We start from the raw sequence: 19,749 nt of genomic DNA on the forward strand, positions 1-19,749 counted from the left end.
GAGCGAACATGAGAGCAGTTATTCAGCGTGTAAAAGCATCAGAAGTCAAAGTGGGAGACCGGGTAATCGGCTCCATTGGCCGTGGCTTTAACCTCTTGTTGGGTATAAAGGAAGACGATACAGAAAAGGATATGGACTATATTATCCAGAAGACCGTAAACCTGCGTGTATTTGAGGATGAGGAGGGAAAAATGAACCTCTCTCTTATGGATGTGGGGGGAGAACTGTTGGTCGTCTCACAGTTTACTCTTTACGGCGACTGCCGAAAAGGGCGCAGACCGAGCTTTTCGAAAAGCGGCCCTGTGGACACGGCAAAGGCCAAGTACGAGCTCTTTCTGGAAAAACTGAAGAAGGAACCCGTTGCCAAAATAGAGACTGGAGAGTTTCAGGCAGAAATGGAAGTATCCATCGTCAACGACGGTCCGGTAACCCTTCTGTTAGACAGTGAAAAACAGTTTTAGGAGAAATAATAATGATGAAAATAGTAAAATTAATGGTGGGTCCAATGGCCTCCAACTGCTATATCGCCTGGGATGAGGACACAAAAGACGCAGTTATTATCGACCCGGGCTTCGAGGATGACCGTATTATGGAAACCGTGGAAAAACATGGTTTAAAGGTTGATAAAATTCTGCTGACTCACGGCCATTTTGACCACATAGGCGGTCTGGAAAAAACAAAGGCTCAGACTGGATCAAAGGTCTATATTTACGCCGATGATGCGGATACCCTGACTTCGGCCGGTAAGAATCTGTCTACCATGGTGGGGCAGCCTATGAATCCTGGGCCGGCGGATGTACTGCTTCACGACGGGGACGAAGTGGAAATCAGCCCGAATATTAAGCTGACCACCATCCATACACCAGGACATACGGTAGGAAGCTGTTGCTTTGTGGGCGAGGATGTGATTTTTTCAGGAGATACTCTGTTTGAGGGCTCCATCGGACGAACCGATTTTCCTGGCGGAAGCTATGAGGATATGATGAAGTCTCTGAGCCGCCTCATGACCTATGATGACGATATGACCGTATTGCCAGGCCATGGCGAAAATACAGATATTGCCTACGAAAGAGCGCGGAATCCTTTTATTGCCAGAGGTTAACCCTTGGAAAAACTAAGTTTTACGTTGGCAGACCGACTTTATGAATATCCCTGCTTTGAGCTTTACCAGCAATTCAGGCCTGAGATTCCCGTTGTTTTTAACGAGGCGCTCGAGGACCGTATCGACGTCGATTTAAGCGGCGAGATACTGGTGCTTACGGCGGTGGAGAAGGGCGAAGTGGTTCTGCAAAAAGAATATGACTATGAAAAGAAACCCATGGATAAACAATCCTTCAAAGGGTTTCTTTATCTATTTTTGTGTGAATTATTTGGATATACTCTGGATTGGGGAACAATGACTGGTATTAAGCCAGTCAAAATGGCCCATAACCTGCTAAAAGAAGGGCAGACGCCTTTACAGGTAAAACAGAGCCTAATGGAAAAATACCAGGCTTCAGAAGGCAAAATTGAGTTGATAACCGGTATTGCGCAGAGAGAGATGGGGATTATTTATCCCCTGAGCCAAAAGAAAGTGAGCGTATATGTGGGAATTCCCCTGTGTATTGCCAAATGCTCTTACTGCTCCTTTATCTCAACCGTAGCGGATAAAAAACGAACCATTGTAGAAGAGTATCTGAAAAACCTGTTGTACGAGGTGCGTCTGACTGGGCGTTACCTCAAAGAAAGGGGAATTGCGACGGATACCCTGTATATTGGCGGCGGCACCCCTTCAATTTTGGATGAGAGGCAGCTCGAAGCACTGCTGACAGCCCTTGATGAGGAACTGGAGCTGGGCAATCTCAGAGAGTACACCTTCGAAGCCGGCCGGCCCGAGACCACAAATCTCCGAAAGCTGGAAATACTCAGGGCACATGGAGTAAACCGTATCTGTCTCAACCCCCAGACCATGAACGCAGACACACTGGCGGCTGTAAACCGGAATTATCCGCCGCAGGCTATTTTAGATACTTATGAAGCTATCCGTGATGTGGGCTTTGAGAGTGTGAACATGGATTTGATTTTAGGCCTGAACCGCGAAAGCGAGGAGGCTTTTATGCGCTCATTAGATCAGGTTATCGTTTTGAGACCTGAAAATATTACCGTACACTGCCTGGCTGTTAAAAAAGGATCTGCCATTAAAACAGCCACTGGACGGCAGGTAGAAAATCCTTATTCAAAGGCTTTCTGTGCCAGTGTTCAAGAGGAACTGGGACGCAGGGGGTATCAGCCCTACTACCTGTACCGTCAAAAATACACGCAGGGAAACGGCGAAAATATCGGTTACTGTCTGGAGGGCAGGGAAGGCATTTACAATATTCTCATGATGGCCGAGAAGCAGTCCATTATCGGTATCGGGGCGGGTTCCTCCGGTAAGCTTTATGTACCGGACATTGATCGTTTTGATCGAATATTTACTGTGAAAGACGTTAAGACTTACAATGACCGAACCAAAGAGATCGTGGGAAAAAAGATGGCCCAGTATGAAGCTTTTTTTGATGAGAGGGTATAAAACAAATAAAAATGGAAGTGATAGATATGATTTTTATTGAAATGACGGAAAAACACTTAAAGGAAGCCTCAAAGCTTTTTGCCAAGGCTTTTAATACATTACCCTGGAAGGACAGCTGGACACCTGAACGTGCGGAAAAGCGTCTGGAGCTTATGCTTTCCAATAACAGTGCCAGTGCCATGGTAGCTCTCGATGACCATGAGTATATAGTCGGAATGATTCTGGGGGATTACGAGTATGAAGATACTAAGATGGCCTTCCAGGTCAAGGAATTCTGCGTAGATGTCGATCATAAGGGCGAGGGCATAGGCACCCGGCTCTTAGATGAAATGACCGAGCATGTAAAAAAGAACGGTGTGGAGGAAATTATTTTAATGACCCTGAGAGCGCCGGAAACACATGAGTTTTATAAAAGTCTCGGCTATTCTGATGTAGACGAATGGCTGATGATGCATAAAGAGCTGTAATTATTATACGGCCTGTCTCTGGTAAAGCGGCAGGTCTTTTTTTATTCGCTTGACTCAATCCATAATGAATGATATTATTTGACTAATAAAACGAAAATGGTCAAATAAAAGAAAAGAGGATTGAAAATGCCAAGGGCTTATTCGGATCAGGAGCGGGCTTATATTCGCCAGAGGCTCCATGAGGAGGCAATTTTATGTATTAAACAGTATGGAATGCGCAAGACATCGGTCGATGAGCTGGTGCGCCGGGTCAATATTCCCAAGGGGACCTTTTATCTGTTTTATCCCTCCAAGGAAATGCTCTTTTTTGAGGTGATGATGGACTTTCATGATACTGTACAGAAAGAGGTTTTGAAAGCCGTTGGAGCATTAAAAGGCAATATGACCCCGGATACATTGACGGGTCTGCTTTTCAGTTTTTGTAAAATGGCGGACGACAGTATTCTTATGCCAATGATTGTGAGCGGTGACCTGGAGCTGCTCATGCGCAGACTACCCGACGAAGTGGTAGCAGCACATCAGGCTCAGGATGATTTCAGTGTCGAACAGCTGGCAGCTATGCTGCCGGGAGTAGAGGGAAAAAAGCTCGAGTTGTTCAGCGCTGCACTAAGAGCAGTTTTTTTACTGCTCCTTCATAAAAGAGAGATTGGCGCCCCGATATTTGACGATGTGCTGAAAATGCTGCTGCACGGTGTGGCCATTCAGCTTTTTGAGGTGAAAAATGATTAAAGCAGAAAATTTGAGTTTCAGCTATACCCATAAGCCCTTTATCAAGTCGATTAGTTTTGAAGTGGAGCGAGGTGAGATTTTTGGTTTTTTAGGGCCTTCTGGGGCAGGAAAAAGCACCCTGCAGAAAATTCTGACAGGTATACTGCCCGGCTATGGCGGCAGCGCTGTGGTCAACGGGAAAGAAGTCCGGGATCACAGCAACAGCTTTTATGAGCAGATTGGTGTAGATTTTGAGTTTCCAAGCTTTTATGAAAAAATGACTGCACATGAGAACCTTGACTTTTTTGGTTCGCTTTATAAAGGTCCCCTCCTGCCAATTGGGGAGCTTTTAGAAAGTGTTGGTCTGGAGAACGATGGAAATAAAAAGGTGGCAGCTTATTCAAAGGGGATGAAGTCCCGCCTCAATTTCGTCAAAGCCATTCGCCACAATCCCGATATTCTGTTTTTGGACGAGCCCACAAGCGGCCTTGACCCTGTGAGCAGCAGTCATATGAAGACCCTGATCAAAGAACAGCGCAGTCAGGGAAAGGCAATTATTCTGACTACCCACAATATGCAGGATGCCACAGAGCTCTGTGATCGTGTTGCCTTTATTGTCGATGGCGAGATGAAAGCAGTGGATACACCGCACCACCTGATAATGTCAAAGGGAGCCGCCAGGGTTACATATTCCTATATGGATGACGTTGAGAAAAGTGCATCCTGCCCTCTCGGTTCCCTGTCCGATGATTCTTTGCTTGCCGGGCTGATCAGGAGCAACCGACTGTTATCCATACACAGCAGCGAACCAACTCTTAACGATATTTTTATCGAAGTGACTGGGAGGGCGCTGCAATGAGAATCGCTGGTCTGTTAAAAGGCGATATCCGTCAGCAGTGGAAATACGGTTTTTATGGGCTATACCTGATTCTGACCGTGATTTATGCGGGCGTACTGTCTCCATAATGCCGCCGGACTGGAAGGCACCCGGCACTGCATTAATTATCTTCTCCGATCCGGCAGCCCTGGGGCTGTTCTTCATGGGAGCTGTTCTTCTCCTGGAGCGGAGCCAGCGTGTACTGGAATCCCTTGCCGTTTCACCGGTGCGTCCGGAGGAGTATATCGTTTCAAAAGCCTTGTCTCTGTCCTTGATCAGCACTCTGGCCGCAGCGGTGCTGGGTGTGGTAGGCGGCAGCCCAAGCCTGCCCCTCTTATGTGCCGGCACATTTACTGGCGCGATGCTTTTCAGCATGGTAGGCTTGGCAGCAGGTACCGGAATTTCTACGCTTAACCAGTTTATACTGGTAACTGTGCCCATTGAACTGCTGATCTTTGGCCCCGCGATTTTGTGGGTAGCCGGTTACCGGCCTTGGATACTCGCTCTGCATCCCGGTGTGGCGGTTTATCAGCTCATAAGCGGAAGTATTAACTGGACGGCTCTCAGCCTGATTCTGTGGCTGGCAGCAGCATTCTTTACAGCGCGGGCTGCTTATATAAAAATGACCAGTCATCTTGGAGGTGTGACGTTATGAGAGCACTGAATCGTTCGTTTTGTTATTTTATTCGTCAGATTGCGGCAGATAGGATGCTGGTTATGGTATGTGCAGCCCCGCTGCTTTGCGGTATGTTTTTTCGATTCGGTATTCCGGCACTGGAGCCGTTGTTCGTTAAATGGTTTGGCTTTGGACTTAGGTCCTACTATTTATTGCTGGACCTGTTCCTTTCCGGTATCACTCCTTACATGCTGTGCTTTGTCTCGGCCATGGTTATTTTGGCCGAGGCTGACAGTCATATGAGCGCTTACCTCTGTGTTACACCAATTGGTAAAAAGGGATATCTGGTGTCTCGGCTGGTTTTCCCCGCCGCACTTTCAGGACTGATGTCCTTTTGTGTTCTGGCAGTTTTCAGGCTATCAGTTAATTCGGTCTTTATCATGGTCAGTCTGTCCCTGCAGTCTGCGGTTCTGGGGATGCTAGCAGCCATGCTTATTGTCAGCCTGTCCTCCAACAAAGTGGAGGGGATGGCAATCAGCAAGCTTTCTGGTCTTATTTTGTTTGGAATGGTGATCCCTTTTGTGCTCAGAGGGGGTGAGAAGTATGTGTTCGGCTTATTGCCATCTTTCTGGATTGCTCAGTGGGCCATAACGCCGGGCATTTGTGCCATCCTCTTATTTACAGCGACATCGGTCCTCTGGTTTTTTGTGTTGTGGCGCCGTTTTTCGTTAAAGCTGACCTAGTTCAGAAGGTTAAAACTTGAAATTTTTGCTGGTTGGTGGTATCCTAAGAGCAACACTTGGTATCACATAAAAAACGGATGCCAAGGAGAGGTGGTAAGGATGAAAAAATCGGTAATCGAGGCAATGAAAGCCCGCCGTTCGATACGCAGCTATAGCAAGCGTCCCATGCACCACGCAGCAGAAGGGCAGCTTCAGGACTATCTGCGGCATATAGAGCATCCCTTTGATGCACGAATAAGAGTAGAGTTAATTAAAACCGGTGAATACCCTGGGAAACACCGACTGGGCACCTATGGAGTCATTAAAAATGCGCAGGCATTTTTTGCTGTTTGCTGCGACCGGAGCAATTTTGCGGAGGAAGCCTTGGGATATGCCTTTGAGAAGGTCGTGCTTAAAAGCACACAGCTGGGACTGGGTACTTGCTGGATTGGTGGAACTTTTAACAAGGGGGCCTTTGCCGACGCAGTTCAGCTGAAGGCAGACGAAATGCTGCCCATTGTATCGCCGGTCGGTCAGGCGTCTGCCAAACCGTCCATGGTGTCTAAAACCATGAGCAGGGTAACCAAACAGCGCTCCAGGAAGTCTTTTGAGACCATCTTTTTTACAGATAACTGGAATATCCCGCTCACCCAAAAAAGCGCGGGGGATTTTGGCCTTCCTCTTGAGATGGTGCGTCTGGCCCCATCCTCAAGAAACTGTCAGCCGTGGCAGGTGCTCATTGGGCCTGAGGGCGCGCACTTTTACCGTATGGCACCGCGCAGCATGAACCGTATTGATCTGGGCATTGCCCTGTGCCATTTTGATCTGGCCTGTCAGGAGCTTGGTATTGATGGTGGGCTGGAAGTAATGCCGGAGGCCGTTGCGCATACCCCGGAAAATGGGTTCTATACTATGTCCTGGATAAGAAAGGAAGTGTAGATATGTCACAATTGGAAAAACTGCCAAATATTGGAAAGGTGGTTGCCAGAGAGCTGGAGGCAGTCGGAATTGACACTCCGGAAAAGTTACGTGCAGCTGGAACAAAGGAGGCTTTTTTAAGATTAAAGCAGAATGATCCCGGCTCCTGTCTCCATAAGCTTATGGGTTTGGAAGGCGCGATTCAGGGCGTTCGAAAATACGATTTGCCTAATGAGGTAAAGCAAGAGCTTAAGGATTGGTTTAACAGCCTTTAGGGTATCTGTTTAAAACATAAAAATAAGAGCCGCGGGATTTCGTTCCGCGGCTCTTTTCCGTCTTAGACAAGAAGGTACATGAAGAAATTGATGAGCTCGTTATTGAGCTGTGCCAGGTTCCCTTTAGCAATTTCAGGAACCAGTGGGTTTTCAGTTTTAAAAGCTTCCCAGGTGGTCAGATATTTAGATTCGATGGGTCTGAATTTGGCTGGGTCAAAGGTAAATCCTTCTGCATTCAGCGGCGTGCCGCAGGCTTCTCCTGCGTTTTTATAGACACCGTATTTTGCAACGGTTTCGGATAAGGCAGCCCAGTTATCAATGTTAACTTCATTCAGAAGGAATGGATTTTTGTCAAAGTGAAAATAGTATCCGCCGCCGGGCATCATAATGTCGAGCAGCTCTCTGGCTTTGCTCATGACCGCTTCTTTGGTACCGCGAAGGGCGGAAACAGGGAAAAGTCCCTGGATAATCATCTTGTCGCCCAGCTTATCCTTAATCAGCTGAGGATCGCCGAATTCAAACCACATCTGTGTTCCGGCAGGGAAGTCCTGCAAAACGTCCAGGTAGCGTGTCCAGTCATCCTCACAGAAGATATTGCAGCGTATGCCAAGCGCTGCGTACTGCTCAATCATGGTTTTAAAAGTTGGCAGCCACAGGTCAAGAAAATCCTTTTCGCGCATAAAGGTTGGCATGTGCAGCGGAATAAAGACAGAGCCTTCTGCGTTTGGAACCGGTGGGCGTCCCCATTCAAACAGTACAGGCAGCAGCGCTTCACAGGCTTCCTTAAGCTCACTGCGGTGGCGGCGTATGTCTATACTCACCCCGCTGAAGCTTCTGAGCTGGTCGGCGATAAAATCAAAGGGGGCTTCTGTCATGCCGGAAGAGCCGGCCGGAGCGCCGGGATAGTGTCCGCTTTGTTCTGTGATTTCCATGAACCAGGGCAAGGAAGCGTTGATTGATTTATCCAGACTGGACCGGGCCTTCATAATCGTTGCAGCGGTTTTAAGCCCGTCGGCGGGATCAAGATTTTTGTACTGGCGTGGAATAACAGTCTCCATTAAAAAGGTAAAAGGATCGTCAATCAGGGCACGGTACTCGTCAGACTGCATACCAACGACCTCAGGGTGCTGGACGACTCCGTTCTTTCCCATCACAAAAGACTGAGAGCCCAGGATCTGGTAGAATTCTGCCGGACGGTTAAGTACCTGGCTGCACGGAAGAATAGGAGTCACATCTGAGATAATCCGTTTATCCAGTGCCAGCGCAGGCTCACGCAGACGTCCGTAATCATACTGGTAGTCAAAAAGATTCTGTCCGCCGTATTCTGCTACCAGATAGTGAGAAATCATATAGCCGGTAGGCACATGATCTGGAATCCGGTTGTTGTAAAAATCATGGAAATTTTTGATCCGATTTTCCTGTAGTTTCTTGTTATCACTCATTGAAAAACACCTCTCTTATATTCGTTTGAAAAACAGGCCTGTAACGTTTTCAAATATGTATCAATTATAGCACAATAAAAAAGGCTGTATATCTTTTAAAAGACATAACAGCCATGAAAAACATTAAAATAATAAGTTTTTAAGGAAAAATAAAAGAATCAGCCAGTGTATTGGCTGTATTCCTGTAGCTTTTTAATGTTTTTTACGATGATCCGGTTTCTGGCCGTTTCGATAATTTTCTCCTCACGCAGCTGTTTCAGATATTTAGCCACATTGGCCCGGTTCATGCCTACAAAGTTGGCAAGATCGTCCTGTGATATCAGAACCACCGGGTTGTTACTGTTAGTGACAGCGCTGTAGAGGAAATGCGAAATTTTTTCAAGCCCTGTTGAAAAAAGCTGGTTGATGTTATCCTCGATAAGCAGCACCACCAGCCGCATATAGGCGTCATACATGGCCTGATTAAGCTCTGGATTTTTATTGAGATAGCGCCCCAGAAGTTTTCGGTCAAAGGCCAGAGCCTTGAGATCTGTGTCAGCTGTAAAGATAAGAGAGCTTTCGATTTTATAGTCGCCGGGATAGTAAAGCGGCGCGAAGGTATAGGGACCGTAAAAAGCAAAAGCCTTGATATGCCCGCTTTCATGTATAAAGGAGGTGCGGATCATACCCTCCAGCACATAATACTCTTTATCCAGCGGCGCGCCCACACCGCTGAGCGGCGTATCCTTTTTACATTCAAAAACCGTGTGCTCTATGGACGAAAGATATTCTTCAAATTGTTTGAAGTCATCGCCAAAATAATATTGCAGATGCATTGAAAGTTCCTCTCAATCCTGATTTAAATTAGTATAGCATAACTTTATTCATAATTGCTTAATATTGCTGTTTAATGCTGCTGTGTAAAGTTGTTGGATAAAGCCCAGAAAAACAGCCCAGACACTTGACATAAAGGGGATGCCTTTTATATAATAATAAGATATGAAAAAGTTAAAATACGCATAGATAACATAACAGGAGGAAAGATGAAAACCACCTATAGAAACGCCCTCTGCGGCGAACTGAATACGGAATTTGTAGGACAGACCGTCAAATTGTGCGGCTGGACAGACACCAGAAGAAATCTTGGAGGGGTTCTCTTTATTGATTTAAGAGACCGCAGCGGCAAGGTACAGCTGGTCGTCAATGAAGAAGTCAGCGCAGAAGCCTTTGCAGAAGCCGAAAAGGTACGTAATGAATATGTGCTTTGTATTGAAGGGGAAGTTGTTAACCGCGATGCGGAAAACGTCAACCCTAAAATGGCAACCGGTGAAATTGAGGTTATGGTTAAAAGCCTGACCATTCTCGATACTGCCGATACTCCGCCAATTTATGTGGAAGACGACGACAAGAGCAACGAGGCTGTCCGGCTGAAATACCGATATTTAGACCTTCGCAAGCCTAAGAATCAGAAAATGTTAAAAACCAGAGCCCAGGTTGCAAGTATTGCCCGCAACTTCTTAAACGATGAAGGCTTTCTGGAAATTGAAACACCGATTTTAGGTAAGCCGACTCCGGAAGGCGCCCGTGACTTTCTGGTACCCTCCCGCGTTCAGAAGGGGAAATTTTTCGGACTGCCCCAGAGTCCGCAGCTCTTTAAGCAGATACTGATGATCTCCGGCGTAGACCGTTACTATCAGGTTGCAAAATGCTTCCGTGACGAGGACCTTCGTCAGGATCGTCAGCCAGAGTTCACCCAGATCGATATGGAAATGTCCTTTATCACAAAAGACGATATTCTGCCCATCATGGAAAACATGATCGCTAAAATTTTCAAAGAAGTCCGCGGTATTGAACTGGAAACCCCGTTTATCCGAATGACCTATCAGGAAGCAATGGACCGTTTCGGTTCAGACAAGCCGGATACGCGTTTTGGCATGGAACTCACAAATATTTCCGATATTGTTGAAAACAGCGAATTCAAAGTATTCTCGGGTGCAGTTAAAAAGGGCGGCTCTGTCCGTGCCATTAACGCTAAGGACGCCCAGGGAAAACTCAGCAAAAAGACCATTAAAAACCTTGAGAAATTTGCGGCTATCTATAAAGCAAAGGGGCTGGCCTGGATCGACGTATCTGACGGAGAAATGAAATCGCCGATTCTCAAGTTTATTTCTGAAGAAGAAAAGAATGCTATCTTTGAACGTATGGGCGCAGAATCTGGGGATATGATCTTCATTGTTGCTGATACGGATGAGATTGTCTGTACTGCCCTTGGCCAGCTTCGTTTGGAACTGGCTAAGAAGCTTGAATTTGATCTGAGCGGCAAGTTTAATTTCCTCTGGGTGATTGATTTCCCACTGCTCGAGTACGACACGGAGGCAGGGCGCTATGTAGCCAAGCACCACCCGTTTACTGCGCCGCTGGATAAGGATTTGCCGCTTCTGGAAACCGACCCGTCGCAGGTACACGCCGACGCATACGATATGGTTGTAAACGGCGTTGAGCTGGGGGGCGGTTCTATCCGTATCCATAATCAGGATGTACAGGAAAAAATGTTTAAGGCCCTTGGGTTTACCATGGAGGATGCATGGAAACAGTTTGGGTTCCTGCTGGAAGCACTGAAGTATGGAACACCACCGCACGGAGGTTTGGCGTTTGGCCTTGACCGTCTCATCATGATGCTCATGGATATCGATAATATCCGCGATGTTATTGCGTTCCCGAAAACACAAAACCACAGTTGCCTGATGACCGATGCGCCGGCCGAAGCGCAGCTTGACCAGCTCATTGATCTGGGCATCAGCATCGATGAAATACTGTAGGTTTTAAGAGTGCCGGACAGGGTATAAAAGGGAAAAGCAACCATATAAGGAAGTGATATACGATGAAAGAAATTGGAATCGTCGAAGAACTAAAGGGAAAGAACGCAAAGGTGCTGATTAAGCGCCATGCCGCCTGCGGCGATTGCGGAGCCTGCCAGGTCGGTAAGGAAAAAATGACTATGGAAGCTACTGCCAGAAATGCGGCTGGCGCTCAGGTAGGCGACACCGTATCTGTGGAAATGGAGTTTGCCAATGTTATCAAGGCGACCTCGATTATGTACGGTATCCCTCTTATCGCCTTTGTTGTGGGTTGCGCGGCTGGCTATTTTGCCGCTGTTGCCCTGACTCTGGATTTAGTACTTGTTCCCTTTTTTACCGGGATACTGCTGACGGTCATCTCTTATCTGGTCATCCGGGTTTTCGATAAAAAAGGAAAATTCAACTCAAAATATGAGCCGGTGATTACAGAGATCGAAGCTGAAGCACAGGAATTGCCGCCAGCCGGCGAATAAAAGATAAAAATACAAAAGCCTGCCGAATTTAAGTTTGGCAGGCTTTTTAAATTACAAAGTTTCCCCGATCATGTTCTGGAAGCTTTGCGGGTTCAAACACGTGTCCATGGCTTTGTCCGGAATAGATTAGCTGGCTTCCCTTATAGGCAAAGAGGCGGGCCATGGGCACCTTTTTCCAGAGATAACCATCTTGAGAAAGAGGATGGGTGGAAAAGCAGACATGACTGGATTTTTTAGAGGAGTACAGAGTGTCAATAATGTTTGTATGTATGTAATAAACCTCACCGTCATAGATGAGCAGGTTAAGCTTGTTGCGTTTGGCGATAGCGGCAATTTTCTCATCAAGCAAAGCTGCCCGATGTACCGCATCCAGTGAACGGCCGGTATCGCTGATGGCTTTGCTCATGGCATCGGTCAGATAGAGAAGCACGCGCTCGCTGTCGGTTTCACCGGCCTGGGTATCCAGATAAGGAAGCAACTCCATACCGGAGTAGATATTACCATTGTGAGCCATCGTCCACTCCCGTCCACTGCTATCCCGGGTAGTAAAAGGATGGCTGTTGCTTTTGGCAATGGAACCGATGGTGGCAAAGCGAATGTGGGCAATGAGCACAGAGGTTTTGATGTCATGATTCAGCAGTTCTGGAAGCACCAGGCTGTCGTGCGCGCTGACAGCTTCTTTACACATGGAGTCTGTGCCGTCCTTGTTAAAATAGCGCATGCCCCATCCGTGAGGGTGCCTATGGCTGTGGGTGTAAAATTCTTTAAGCATGTCATTAGCACGTACGGGGCTGTCTCCGGTAATTCCATAGAGTTCACACATGGTATTGTCCTTTCTGAATACATATTAATCATATAAAATAAATATGATTAATATGTATTATAGTATGAATGAATGGAAATGTCAAGCTGGTTTAGCTGAAGAGTAATAAAAAAGAGGCCGGAGCCTCTTAAAAATGTTTTTGTATAAAGTTCAGGATATCCTGGTAAACCTCGTGCCGATTAGTTTCGTTCAGGATTTCGTGCCGTTTGCCAGGATAAAGCGTTATGGAAACATCTTTCATATCCGCTTTTTTAAAACGCTGGTATAGTGTACGGACCTCCTTACCCATATTGCTGACAGGGTCGCTGTCGCCGGAAATCATATAGATGGGAAGATCGGCAGGCATTCTGAAAATATTGCGGGGATCATTGGCGTAATCCAGACCAGTAAAAAGGTCATAGAAAAAAGCCGAAGTGCAGGTAAAGCCACATAGCGGATCTTTTAAGTAAGCATCCACATTCAGCGCATTGACGGAGAGCCAGTCATACTCGGTACGGTTGGGGGCAAATTTTTTATTATAGCCACCAAAGGATATTCTTGTCAGCAGCTCAGAAGGGTGGGTAGGTCCGTATTTGGCGATTTCTGCCTTGGCAATGGTCTTGCCAAATGACCGAACAGCCTTGCTTACTCCCATGGTGGTTCCGACAATAATACCGCCCTTAAACAGGCCGCCAAAATCAATGAGACAGGTGCGTGTTACGACGGAGCCCATGCTGTGTCCGAGAATGAACAGGGGCAAATCCGGGTTTTCCTCACGGACATGGTCGGTAAGCTCGTGAATATCTTCGACAATGCGCTGCCAGCCGTCCACATCGTCAAAATAACCCAGGGTGCCGTCGAAGGTTCCAGTCATACCGTGACCACGTTGGTCGATGGCGTAGACAATAACGCCGCGCCGGTAAAGAAAATCAGCGAATTCGGTATAGCGGATGGCATGCTCAGCCATTCCGTGCACAATTAAAAGGACGGCTTTGGTATCCAAATTGCGTGGAGTGCTGTAATAGTATATCCGTGCGCCGTCAGAGGCTTCAAAATTTTTGGGGTCGAGTCTTATCATTGGGTTCTCCTTCTGTTTTTAATGACTTTTAGGAATAGAGCTGCAATGACCACGTCGGGTACTGCCAGAATAAGCGCTGGCAGCAGCGCCGTAATCGCCGGAAGATTTTCGGCCAGAGCCACTGCTGCGTATTCCTTGCGGATGAAGTCTGCCTGGCCTGTGAGAATGAGCTCACCCAGGGATGCATGATCATGCTTCTGAAAGCTGTCAGAGGCTTCTATAAAATCCGTACTGTCGAGTATTTGTTTGATGAGCTCGTATAGTGTAAGGGCATTATACCTTGGAATGGATAAAAGCTCGCCTGTAAGCTCGGCGCAGGCTGTAAAAAGCTCATTCCAGGTCATTGTGTAATTAGATTTCCAATATCGGGTTAGAGTAAGATGGATAAGAAGCCGCCTTAGGGTCATATTGCCATTTAAAATGGAACGGGCTGTTCTGTCCTGTACCAGCGGACGGATATCCTTTTTATTAAAAGCCCGGGCCAGAGGGACCGATCGGTAGTTTTTAGGAATAAGGTAATAATAACCTCCCTCATACTGGCTCAGGGCCCGCAGAGCATCATAGTAGCCCATGTCGTAGTTTTGCCTGATGACAACCGGGTCCACGCTCAAAAAATGGCCGAGGTCGGCAGAGTGTGTAATACGGAGCTCCTCGAGATTTTCGTATTTTATACGGTCCGATGCACTTATGGGATTGATATCAATCATGATTGTGATCATGTCATGGCAGCCTGCGTCGTAAAGCATTTTGCGCGGCAGCGGGTCGTAGACACCGCCGTCGAGGTAACGCTTATTGTCAATAACCACTCTCTTAAAAATGGGTACATTGGAGCTGGCCATAATAAAGTCAACCAGCTTGCCCTGTGGAATATCCTCGATAAAAAGGTATTCCATTTTCATATCACTTAAATTGTAGGTGGTGAGCCCATAACGGATGGGGGAGTGTCTTACGGCGTCTTCGTCGATGGTTTCATTTAGAAGTGTGCGCAGGGGCTCTACATCCATCAGCAAACCTCTGGTTTCGGCAAAAACGGTGTGGTAGTCAATATGCTCCCAGACATCGCAGGCGAGATTAAGATCGCCCTGAGCAATATAGGCCCCGTTTATAGCTCCGATGGAGGTACCCACAACGGCGCAGATTTCGATATCGTTATCTCTCAATGCCCGATAAGCTCCGATCTGATAGGAGCCGCGGCTTCCGCCGCCGGACAAAACCAAACCTGGTTTATTCATGACGAACCTCCTTTTGATGTCAATGTATTTAAAAAGATTGGATTATCGTGGGATAATCTGTAAATATGGTGTATAATAACTATATTACTATATCATTTAACCATTAAAATGAACTTTAATCAACGAAAAAATGGAGGTTTTTTGAAATGAAATTAACCGTATTAGGCAATACCGGACCCTACCCAAAAGCAGGAGGTGCCTGCTCAGGCTACTTACTTGAAAACGGTGATGCCAAGGTAGTGCTTGACATGGGCAATGGTACACTGGCCAACCTTCGGACAATCTGTGACATTGAGGATATTACCGCGGTAATCTGTTCACATCTTCACCCCGATCACATTTCGGATTTGTTTGTGCTGCGCTATGCCCTTGAGATGCGGGGAATGACAATTCCGCTTTATGCCCCCGACAGCCCCGATAAGGAATTTGACCGGCTGCTCTATAAAAATGTATTTGATCTTACGCCGATCACTGAAGATCTGAAACTCGAAATTGGAGGTATGGCCTTCAGCTTTATGGAAATGCGCCATCCGCTTAAGGATTTTGCGATCAAGGCCTATGACGGAAAGTCTACTTTTATGTATACTGGCGATACGGCGATGTGCCAGGCGCTGGAAGAATTTACAAAGGGTGTGGATGTTTTGCTGTGCGATTCCGCTTTTCTGGATGATGTGGATTCCGCGATTCACCTGTCTATGGAGAAAGCGATTCAAAACGCGAACAGTGCTGGAGTCCGCCGGCTTATCCTCACGCATTTCAGCCCAGAGATTTCACCGCAGCGTTATTATGAGATTGGAAACGGACGCTTTAACGGACGTTTATCCAAAGCTGAAATCATGGCGAATTTTACAATTTGATCGTTTGCTGCGAGCAGCAAAATAAATAAACCGACAAGGGGGCCCAATGAAACGACCGCTGATCTATGCATTCGCAGTACTGTGCTGCGCAATCCTGCTGGCCGCTTTTGGGGCGCCCTTTTTTCTTTACGTCCTTTTGCCTGTAGGATTGATGCCTATACCGTTGATATTCAAAAAAGTAAGGCCTGTAAGCGCAGTACTGATACTGGCTGTTTATATGCTGGGATGTGCCGTCGCCATTCCGGTATTCGGAAATGAAAATCCATTTGAGGGTTTTTGGGAGCACCCGGCATCGCTTTCGGGTGTGGTGGACAGTGTCCCTTCACAGGAAGGGGAGAAAACCCGATTTGTGCTGAAGCTTCAGGAAATTAATCATATGTCTGTTTCAGGAAAGGTGATGGTTACAGTAGCGGAGAACAGTGTAAATTACACGCCAGGAGATGTTTTAAGCTTTGACGGTGAAATCAGTGAACCGGCTGGAAGGCGAAATCCGGGTGGTTTTGATTATGCACTTTATTTAAAGGCAAAGGGGATTGACGGACAGGTTTATCTGAAAAACGGAGAGGCCGTTACAGCGAAACCGGGTTCATTCAGCCCAATATATGCTGTTTATGGGATGAGACAGCGTTTGTCAGAAATTTGTGATCAGTTTTTCACACCGTCCCAGAGCGGCTTAATCAAGGGAATCCTGCTGGGCGACAGCACCATGGATGGCGAGGTAAAGGCATCCTTTCGGGAGGCGGGAGTTTCCCATGTGCTGGCCATATCCGGCCTGCATGTAGGCTATGTGTACGCTCTGGTGCTTTGGCTGCTGGCTCGGCTCGGTGTACGGCGCCGTTACCACTTACCGGTTTTGGCGGCCTGCCTGCTGTTTTATATTACACTGACGGGCTTCAGCCCGTCGGTCATCCGGGCTGCGCTGATGTGCCTGGCGCTGGTTGGCGGCAGAGGAATAACTGAAACCTATGATGCGTTAAACGGACTGTGTCTGGCCGGTGTCGTTATATTATTATTTCAGCCAGCCCAGCTCTTTATGGCGGGCTTTCAGCTTTCCTTTTCCGCGGTGCTGGCGATTGTTTTATTTTATAAACCATTGCTGTACGAATATGAACGGCATATTAAAACACCGGGAGCGGTGGCGTCCAGTTTGCTTTTGACTTTTTGTGCTACCCTGGGTACTATGCCGGCCAGCCTTTACCATTTTCATACCTTGAATCTGGTAGCACTGATTTCTAATTTGCTGGTCGTCCCTCTGGTGGGTGTTTTGTTGGTTTTTGCCCTGATTACAGTGCCTCTTACGGCTTTTATTCCGGCAGCAGGCGGGCTTCTTTGTCTGCCGGCAGCCTTTTTAGCGGACGGCATTTTGTTTTTAACTAATCTTTTTTCAAAATTCAGCTGGCTGGTTCTGCATCGAGGAGCCATGACGCTGGCAGAACTTCTGATAATGGTGCTTGTTGCCTTTCTGATCTCCGGGTATTTTAATTTAAACAAAAAATCTGCCCGGTATTTTGCTGGGGTATCTTTACCGTTGCTGCTTCTGGTCATTTTTGGCACATCGCTGGTCCGGCAGCCTTTGAGGATAACATTTTTAGATGTGGGGCAGGGGGACAGTGCGCTCGTTGAGACACCATCTGGAGGTGCGTACCTTATTGACGGAGGGGGATACGAAACCTATGGCAATGCACTCCGGAAGGAACGGACACCTATCTCTGAAAGTGTTCTGCTGCCTGTGTTGTACGCCAAAAGCATCCGGCGGATTGATGGGGTTTTTATCTCACATAACCATGCTGACCATGCACAGGGTATTGAGGAGCTTCTCGCCGAAATTCCTGTGGGGCGGATTTATGTTTCCAGTAAATACAATAACGAAACCCTGTTGAGCCAGAATAAAATACCCGTAGAGGTTCTCGCAAAGGGCAGTGCGCTGGAAAGCGGCGATGGCTTATCCTTTGAGGTACTCTGGCCGGAGAGTAAAAGAGAGATGATGGCAGACGAGGAGCAAAATGACGCGTCCATGCTGCTGCGATTATGCTATGGAAGCCGATCCTTCCTCTTTACAGGTGACGCCGGTTTTCCGGTTGAGGAGGCCATTGTTCGCAGTCTGCCTGAAGCGGATGTCTTGAAGGTCGGCCATCACGGCAGCCGGTTCTCCACATCGCCGGAGTTTTTAAAAAAGCTTAATCCATCTCTTGCTGTAATCTCGGTTGGCCGTTATAATAGTTTTGGACATCCGACCTACGAGGTGCTTGAAAATATTGAGGCCTCCGGCGCAGTCTGTAAAAGAACTGATAAAAACGGCGCAGTTGAAGTATGGACAAATGGAAAAGATTTAAGCGTACGAAGCTATATCGATAAAGATTAAAATAATGGATAAGAGGTTATCATGAAATATCAGGAACTAATGAAGGCCATCAAGCAGAAACAGGTGCGGCCAGTGTATCTTTTTGCGGGTCCGGAGCAGTACATCGGGAATATGGTTGAGCACACTCTGGTAGAAACAATGATCGCGCCAGGACTGGAGCAGCTGAATCTGGCGGTGTTTGAGGACAAAAATCCAGATATATCTGAGATATTGTCTGTGTGCGAAACGTTGCCGCTTATGAGTGAAAAAAGGGTAGTCATTGTGCGCGAAAGCGCAGGCCTGACGAAGACAAGCGATAAGAAGATCGTGGAGGCCTTGAACAAATACATTGAAAGACCATCCGGCAGCACTGTGCTTATTCTCTGTGACAGCAGTCCGGACAAGCGTAAGAAGATATATAAAACCCTTAAGGAACAGGGAGCCATTGTGGATTATGACAAGCTGAACAAAATTGATCTGGAAAAATGGATTGGCCGCCGGCTTAAACTGGCAGGCAAACGGACAAGTCAGAAGGTGGTAGAACAGTTTGTTATGGATACCCTTTACCTCGAAAATGATAATAAAAATATGGAAATGGTTGATAATGAGTTGAATAAAATTATTGACTATGTAGGTGAGCGTGACGCCATCACCCTGGAGGACGTCGAAACCGTTATGCCAAAATCGGTTGAAGACAATGTGTTTAAGATGGTCGATTATGCCATGGGAGGCAATAAGGGCGCGGCGCTTAAAATGCTTAATCAGTTTTATCTTGAAGGGGAAGGTCCCTTTGGCGTTTTTGGACTCTTACTGAGACAAATTCGTATTATGCTGATGGTCAAGCTGCTCTCAGAAAAACGTATGTCCCCGGATACCATTGCCAAGGAGGCAAAGCTGGCGCCCTTTGTGGTCAAAAAGGTGTTGCAGAATGGCCGGCGCTACCGGGTGGCAGGCCTTAAGCGTACCATGATCGAGGCGGCAGAGCTGGACCTTAAAATGAAAACAGGACAGATCGACCCTGAGTTTGGTCTGGAGTGGTTTGTACTCAAGCTGTAATGCGCTGGGGAAGAAGGTACGGCGTTCTGCTGTGTCTACCTCTTGAGTTTTCAAAAAATAAAAAAGCGCACTAACAACTGTGCGCCCACCCTTGAGACACGGGTTTAAATTTGGGAATATATAAACAATGAGGTTATTCGGCCATTCCGTTTAAGGTTCTTGCTAAAGTGCTTTTCTTTCTGGAAGCAGCATTTTTGTGGATGACATGTTTAGTAACGGCCATATCCAGTTTCTTAACTGCTGAGCGGAAAGCTTCTTCTGCTTTGGCCTGATCGCCTTCTGCAACTGCAGCATCAAATTTTTTGATTGTTGTCTTTAAATTTGTTTTTACCGCCTTGTTGCGCAATCTTGCCTTTTCGTTTGTTTTAGCTCTCTTAATAGCTGATTTAATGTTAGCCATGGAGTACCTCCTCATTTATTTATAACGTATTGATTGTAACACATGAAAAATAAATTTACAACAAAAAACGTGACAAAAAATTTTTTTCTTGATAGAA

General features: G+C 46.8%; 21 protein-coding genes. 15 read left to right on the top strand and 6 right to left on the bottom strand.

The window, feature by feature from the left end; genetic code table 11:
• Positions 1 to 8 precede the first annotated feature (8 nt).
• The 10 genes from dtd to B2M23_RS08850 all read left to right on the top strand — a co-directional run bounded on the left by dtd (position 9) and on the right by B2M23_RS08850 (position 7,134).
• Positions 9 to 461 carry a D-aminoacyl-tRNA deacylase gene (gene dtd / locus B2M23_RS08805; protein WP_038352828.1) on the top strand — a complete coding sequence of 151 codons (453 nt, stop codon included), beginning with the start codon at positions 9 to 11 and terminating at the stop codon, positions 459 to 461.
• An 11-nt stretch (positions 462 to 472) separates the two neighbouring features.
• Positions 473 to 1,102 (top strand): MBL fold metallo-hydrolase, encoded by a 630-nt coding sequence (locus tag B2M23_RS08810; RefSeq protein ID WP_081571153.1) that lies wholly within the window; start codon positions 473 to 475, stop codon positions 1,100 to 1,102.
• A gap of 3 nt (positions 1,103 to 1,105) precedes the next feature.
• Complete coding sequence (gene hemZ / locus B2M23_RS08815) at positions 1,106 to 2,551, top strand: coproporphyrinogen dehydrogenase HemZ (protein WP_038352827.1); 1,446 nt, start codon at positions 1,106 to 1,108, stop codon at positions 2,549 to 2,551.
• Between the two features lie 26 nt (positions 2,552 to 2,577).
• Positions 2,578 to 3,018, top strand: a complete 441-nt coding sequence (locus tag B2M23_RS08820) for a GNAT family N-acetyltransferase (RefSeq protein WP_038352826.1) — start codon at positions 2,578 to 2,580, stop codon at positions 3,016 to 3,018.
• Positions 3,019 to 3,144: 126 nt separating this feature from the next.
• A complete protein-coding gene (locus B2M23_RS08825) occupies positions 3,145 to 3,747 on the top strand; it encodes a TetR/AcrR family transcriptional regulator (protein ID WP_038352825.1) in 603 nt (200 codons plus the stop codon).
• Complete coding sequence (locus B2M23_RS08830; protein WP_038352824.1) at positions 3,740 to 4,585, top strand: ABC transporter ATP-binding protein; 846 nt, start codon at positions 3,740 to 3,742, stop codon at positions 4,583 to 4,585. The genes B2M23_RS08825 and B2M23_RS08830 overlap by 8 nt, the downstream gene beginning before the upstream one ends.
• 106 nt (positions 4,586 to 4,691) lie before the next feature.
• On the top strand, positions 4,692 to 5,258 hold the full coding sequence (locus B2M23_RS08835) for an ABC transporter permease (RefSeq protein WP_052237312.1): 567 nt from the start codon (positions 4,692 to 4,694) through the stop codon (positions 5,256 to 5,258).
• The gene (locus B2M23_RS08840; protein ID WP_038352823.1) at positions 5,255 to 5,962 is read left to right on the top strand and encodes an Rv2686c family ABC transporter permease subunit; all 708 of its coding nucleotides are present in this window, start codon (positions 5,255 to 5,257) and stop codon (positions 5,960 to 5,962) included. The genes B2M23_RS08835 and B2M23_RS08840 overlap by 4 nt, the downstream gene beginning before the upstream one ends.
• Positions 5,963 to 6,061: 99 nt before the next feature.
• Complete coding sequence (locus B2M23_RS08845) at positions 6,062 to 6,880, top strand: nitroreductase family protein (RefSeq protein WP_038352822.1); 819 nt, start codon at positions 6,062 to 6,064, stop codon at positions 6,878 to 6,880.
• 2 nt (positions 6,881 to 6,882) lie between these two features.
• The gene (locus B2M23_RS08850) at positions 6,883 to 7,134 is read left to right on the top strand and encodes a TfoX/Sxy family protein (RefSeq protein WP_038352821.1); all 252 of its coding nucleotides are present in this window, start codon (positions 6,883 to 6,885) and stop codon (positions 7,132 to 7,134) included.
• Between the two features lie 62 nt (positions 7,135 to 7,196).
• Here the strand turns inward: B2M23_RS08850 and B2M23_RS08855 are convergent, their stop codons facing one another.
• Both B2M23_RS08855 and B2M23_RS08860 read right to left on the bottom strand, forming a co-directional pair.
• Positions 7,197 to 8,576 (bottom strand): uroporphyrinogen decarboxylase family protein, encoded by a 1,380-nt coding sequence (locus B2M23_RS08855; protein ID WP_038352820.1) that lies wholly within the window; start codon positions 8,574 to 8,576, stop codon positions 7,197 to 7,199.
• Positions 8,577 to 8,734: 158 nt separating this feature from the next.
• Complete coding sequence (locus B2M23_RS08860; RefSeq protein ID WP_038352819.1) at positions 8,735 to 9,391, bottom strand: Crp/Fnr family transcriptional regulator; 657 nt, start codon at positions 9,389 to 9,391, stop codon at positions 8,735 to 8,737.
• A gap of 207 nt (positions 9,392 to 9,598) precedes the next feature.
• Between B2M23_RS08860 and aspS the strand changes: the two genes are divergently transcribed.
• Together aspS and B2M23_RS08870 are read left to right on the top strand one after the other, a co-directional pair.
• Positions 9,599 to 11,374: an aspartate--tRNA ligase gene (gene aspS, locus B2M23_RS08865; RefSeq protein ID WP_038352818.1), complete on the top strand. Its 1,776-nt coding sequence runs from the start codon at positions 9,599 to 9,601 to the stop codon at positions 11,372 to 11,374.
• A gap of 62 nt (positions 11,375 to 11,436) precedes the next feature.
• On the top strand, positions 11,437 to 11,886 hold the full coding sequence (locus B2M23_RS08870; RefSeq protein ID WP_038352817.1) for a SoxR reducing system RseC family protein: 450 nt from the start codon (positions 11,437 to 11,439) through the stop codon (positions 11,884 to 11,886).
• 46 nt (positions 11,887 to 11,932) lie between these two features.
• On the opposite strand, the gene B2M23_RS08875 is transcribed toward B2M23_RS08870, so the two are convergent.
• The 3 genes from B2M23_RS08875 to B2M23_RS08885 all read right to left on the bottom strand — a co-directional run bounded on the left by B2M23_RS08875 (position 11,933) and on the right by B2M23_RS08885 (position 14,998).
• Positions 11,933 to 12,709, bottom strand: coding sequence for a class II glutamine amidotransferase (locus B2M23_RS08875; protein WP_052237311.1), 777 nt, complete (start codon positions 12,707 to 12,709; stop codon positions 11,933 to 11,935).
• 127 nt (positions 12,710 to 12,836) lie between these two features.
• Positions 12,837 to 13,766, bottom strand: coding sequence for an alpha/beta hydrolase (locus B2M23_RS08880; protein WP_038352816.1), 930 nt, complete (start codon positions 13,764 to 13,766; stop codon positions 12,837 to 12,839).
• Positions 13,763 to 14,998: a patatin-like phospholipase family protein gene (locus B2M23_RS08885; RefSeq protein ID WP_052237310.1), complete on the bottom strand. Its 1,236-nt coding sequence runs from the start codon at positions 14,996 to 14,998 to the stop codon at positions 13,763 to 13,765. Before B2M23_RS08885 ends, B2M23_RS08880 begins: the two co-directional genes overlap by 4 nt.
• 146 nt (positions 14,999 to 15,144) lie before the next feature.
• Between B2M23_RS08885 and B2M23_RS08890 the strand changes: the two genes are divergently transcribed.
• The 3 genes from B2M23_RS08890 to holA are packed head-to-tail and all read left to right on the top strand — an operon-like array spanning position 15,145 to position 19,252.
• A complete protein-coding gene (locus B2M23_RS08890) occupies positions 15,145 to 15,855 on the top strand; it encodes an MBL fold metallo-hydrolase (RefSeq protein ID WP_038352815.1) in 711 nt (236 codons plus the stop codon).
• A gap of 46 nt (positions 15,856 to 15,901) precedes the next feature.
• Positions 15,902 to 18,217 (top strand): DNA internalization-related competence protein ComEC/Rec2, encoded by a 2,316-nt coding sequence (locus B2M23_RS08895; RefSeq protein ID WP_038352814.1) that lies wholly within the window; start codon positions 15,902 to 15,904, stop codon positions 18,215 to 18,217.
• A gap of 21 nt (positions 18,218 to 18,238) precedes the next feature.
• Positions 18,239 to 19,252 carry a DNA polymerase III subunit delta gene (gene holA, locus B2M23_RS08900; protein WP_038352813.1) on the top strand — a complete coding sequence of 338 codons (1,014 nt, stop codon included), beginning with the start codon at positions 18,239 to 18,241 and terminating at the stop codon, positions 19,250 to 19,252.
• 133 nt (positions 19,253 to 19,385) lie between these two features.
• On the opposite strand, the gene rpsT is transcribed toward holA, so the two are convergent.
• Positions 19,386 to 19,652, bottom strand: a complete 267-nt coding sequence (gene rpsT, locus B2M23_RS08905) for a 30S ribosomal protein S20 (protein ID WP_038352812.1) — start codon at positions 19,650 to 19,652, stop codon at positions 19,386 to 19,388.
• Positions 19,653 to 19,749: the final 97 nt, after the last annotated feature.

The sequence above is a fragment of the Eubacterium limosum genome (genome assembly GCF_000807675.2).
Lineage (GTDB): Bacteria > Bacillota > Clostridia > Eubacteriales > Eubacteriaceae > Eubacterium > Eubacterium limosum.

Excerpts from the sequence above, each read along its gene's own strand:
- dtd (WP_038352828.1), top strand. The coding sequence starts at position 9 with ATGAGAGCAGTTATTCAGCGTGTAAAAGCATCAGAAGTCAAAGTGGGA.
- B2M23_RS08810 (WP_081571153.1), top strand. The coding sequence starts at position 473 with ATGATGAAAATAGTAAAATTAATGGTGGGTCCAATGGCCTCCAACTGC.
- B2M23_RS08820 (WP_038352826.1), top strand. The coding sequence starts at position 2,578 with ATGATTTTTATTGAAATGACGGAAAAACACTTAAAGGAAGCCTCAAAG.
- B2M23_RS08825 (WP_038352825.1), top strand. The coding sequence starts at position 3,145 with ATGCCAAGGGCTTATTCGGATCAGGAGCGGGCTTATATTCGCCAGAGG.
- B2M23_RS08830 (WP_038352824.1), top strand. The coding sequence starts at position 3,740 with ATGATTAAAGCAGAAAATTTGAGTTTCAGCTATACCCATAAGCCCTTT.
- B2M23_RS08835 (WP_052237312.1), top strand. The coding sequence starts at position 4,692 with ATGCCGCCGGACTGGAAGGCACCCGGCACTGCATTAATTATCTTCTCC.
- B2M23_RS08840 (WP_038352823.1), top strand. The coding sequence starts at position 5,255 with ATGAGAGCACTGAATCGTTCGTTTTGTTATTTTATTCGTCAGATTGCG.
- B2M23_RS08845 (WP_038352822.1), top strand. The coding sequence starts at position 6,062 with ATGAAAAAATCGGTAATCGAGGCAATGAAAGCCCGCCGTTCGATACGC.
- B2M23_RS08850 (WP_038352821.1), top strand. The coding sequence starts at position 6,883 with ATGTCACAATTGGAAAAACTGCCAAATATTGGAAAGGTGGTTGCCAGA.
- B2M23_RS08855 (WP_038352820.1), bottom strand. The coding sequence starts at position 8,576 with ATGAGTGATAACAAGAAACTACAGGAAAATCGGATCAAAAATTTCCAT.
- B2M23_RS08860 (WP_038352819.1), bottom strand. The coding sequence starts at position 9,391 with ATGCATCTGCAATATTATTTTGGCGATGACTTCAAACAATTTGAAGAA.
- aspS (WP_038352818.1), top strand. The coding sequence starts at position 9,599 with ATGAAAACCACCTATAGAAACGCCCTCTGCGGCGAACTGAATACGGAA.
- B2M23_RS08870 (WP_038352817.1), top strand. The coding sequence starts at position 11,437 with ATGAAAGAAATTGGAATCGTCGAAGAACTAAAGGGAAAGAACGCAAAG.
- B2M23_RS08875 (WP_052237311.1), bottom strand. The coding sequence starts at position 12,709 with ATGTGTGAACTCTATGGAATTACCGGAGACAGCCCCGTACGTGCTAAT.
- B2M23_RS08880 (WP_038352816.1), bottom strand. The coding sequence starts at position 13,766 with ATGATAAGACTCGACCCCAAAAATTTTGAAGCCTCTGACGGCGCACGG.
- B2M23_RS08885 (WP_052237310.1), bottom strand. The coding sequence starts at position 14,998 with ATGAATAAACCAGGTTTGGTTTTGTCCGGCGGCGGAAGCCGCGGCTCC.
- B2M23_RS08890 (WP_038352815.1), top strand. The coding sequence starts at position 15,145 with ATGAAATTAACCGTATTAGGCAATACCGGACCCTACCCAAAAGCAGGA.
- B2M23_RS08895 (WP_038352814.1), top strand. The coding sequence starts at position 15,902 with ATGAAACGACCGCTGATCTATGCATTCGCAGTACTGTGCTGCGCAATC.
- holA (WP_038352813.1), top strand. The coding sequence starts at position 18,239 with ATGAAATATCAGGAACTAATGAAGGCCATCAAGCAGAAACAGGTGCGG.
- rpsT (WP_038352812.1), bottom strand. The coding sequence starts at position 19,652 with ATGGCTAACATTAAATCAGCTATTAAGAGAGCTAAAACAAACGAAAAG.